This is a genomic window from Pseudooceanicola marinus, from assembly GCF_002786295.1.
Classification (GTDB): Bacteria; Pseudomonadota; Alphaproteobacteria; order Rhodobacterales; family Rhodobacteraceae; genus Pseudooceanicola; species Pseudooceanicola marinus.
Map to the genome: position 1 here is coordinate 5001 of NZ_PGTC01000014.1, position 2114 is coordinate 7114.

The window sequence follows — 2114 nt, forward strand, 5'->3', positions numbered from 1 at the left end:
CCAGTGTGGCTGATCATCCTCTAAAACCAGCTATAGATCGTAGACTTGGTAGGCCATTACCCCACCAACTATCTAATCTAACGCGGGCCGATCCAAATCCGATAAATCTTTCCCCCGAAGGGCGTATGCGGTATTACTCACCGTTTCCAGTGGCTATTCCGCAGATCTGGGTACGTTCCCACGCGTTACTCACCCGTCCGCCGCTCACCCGAAGGTGCGCTCGACTTGCATGTGTTAGGCCTGCCGCCAGCGTTCGTTCTGAGCCAGGATCAAACTCTCAAGTTGAAACGCCTTGCGGCGTATCCTTGACGTTGAACCTCTGCACATCACTCCCCGGTGGCTAAACCGGGGAAAACTGTTTGTCTGTGCTTCAGTACCAAAGGTACCGAAACCCACCAAACAGTGAAGCTGACACTCTATCATCGGCCGAAGCCTAAGAGCGCGATATACAGACGTTCATTCGTCGAATGATCCAAACCGCCCGCATATCTCTTCAGATACTCGCGATGTCAAAGAGCGTAGAGACAAAACCAGACCAGTGCGCCCTAACTTGCGGCGCGCCCGCCCGGAAATACCTCTGAATTTCTTATCACCACCTAACCGTCCAGGCCCTCAAGAGCATCCGCTCCGTCCGTCCCGTCCGCCTCAGTGGCGCCCCGCAGCGCCTCAGCGCCGCCGGTGAAGGGGGTTCTAAGGTTTACCCCCAAAACCCGCAAGCGCTTTTTCCAAGAAAAATGAAAATTCTGAAAGATGATAAGATAAATAACTTAAATCAATGGCTTAAACCATGCCGCCGACGCCGGCGCCCCCAGCACCACGCATCGGACCCCGCCCTTGGCAACGCCCCAAAACCCCAAACACCCCCTTATCCACCGACTTATCCTCAAAACCACAAAGACTCACCGCGGAATCACAACGCAACCCGCAAAGCGACTCGCAGAAGATCAGCCGAGGTCCCACGGCCCAATGGGAAGGGGGGCGATACGAAACGAGTCGGTTCGAAAGCGGTCCGCGCGCGGCATGAGGCGCCTCACGCCGTCGCCTACCGAACCGGGCGCCGTCCTGTCTCTTGCGCCGGTGCTCTTCCCAGAAGCGATGCCACGTCTGCGGAGATCTCCAAGAAAGACGCCAGTAAGCAGGATGCGAAGCCCGGACTAGCCGGTCAGTGGGTTTCTCAAGCCCCGATGGAACAAACCGCTACTCGTAACCAAATCCGCTTGGTCTAAAAGCTGGAGGGTTCTGCGTCTCCAGAAGAGCGGTAAACTCACTGCCCTGGCTTTTCGACTCAAAGGGAGGTGGCTTTCGTCGCCGAACGTTGAATGCCATCCGCCGGCAACATAGCCCCGTCGGTCCAACCGATGGCGTTCTCGGTTTCAATTCAATTTTGCCATGCGACCGGCCGATCGTTTCGGACATGGTGATCCCAAAGTGAACGGAAGGGGCCGCCCTGGTCTACATGCGCTAGCGGGGCCGGGGCTGGCCTGCGTGGGCTTCGACGGGCGGAGGGGGCCGCTCTGAGCACGGCGCTTGAGCCGCGGTTGGCGGAGCGCTGATCGATGACCGCCCCGAAGCGGTGCCGCTGGCGGTAACGCCGATGCGGCTGGCGCCGTTTCAGTAGCTCTTGCCGGCGGGGGGTCTCGATCGCCCTGGGCCGACATCAGGTGAAGCAGCGGATGAGATTCGGCCGCGCGCGCCTCCAGCTCAGAAGCGCAGGGTGATCTGGCAACCGAAGGCGGTGGCGGCCGCGTCGCCGAAATCGACGTCACCGTGGCCGCGGGCATCCCAGGCCTCCTTGGCCAGGCCGGCGCCGAGTGTCAGCAGACAGGTTTCCAGCGGGGTCATGTCGCCTTCGCGCGCCGCCAGGGCGATGGCCGTCCCCGCCAACAGGTGCAGCTTCTTGTCGTCATCGGCAACAGTTAACAGTCCCGCTGTCAGCAGGGCATGAGGGTCCATCACAGGGCTCCGGCAGATTGTCCTTGGTGAAGCCTGTGTAAACGCCGGGTTAAGACCAAGCGACGAGAGTCTTGCAAACTCGTTAACGGCCTTCTCCCTGGCAACCGCGTGCTCTCTGCCAGCTGGGCCAGGAAAGTTCGGAGATGGATCGCAATATGGCC

1 protein-coding gene and 1 rRNA gene (1 of these 2 only partly in view) are annotated in these 2114 nt (G+C 59.7%); both read right to left on the reverse strand.

From position 1 onward, the window contains the following. Positions 1-285 (reverse strand): 16S ribosomal RNA (locus CVM50_RS09205) (it extends 1177 nt beyond the left edge of the window). 1416 nt (positions 286-1701) lie between these two features. Next, positions 1702-1953, reverse strand: a complete 252-nt coding sequence (locus CVM50_RS09210) for a hypothetical protein (RefSeq protein WP_085890266.1) — start codon at positions 1951-1953, stop codon at positions 1702-1704. Between the last annotated feature and the right edge of the window lie 161 nt (positions 1954-2114).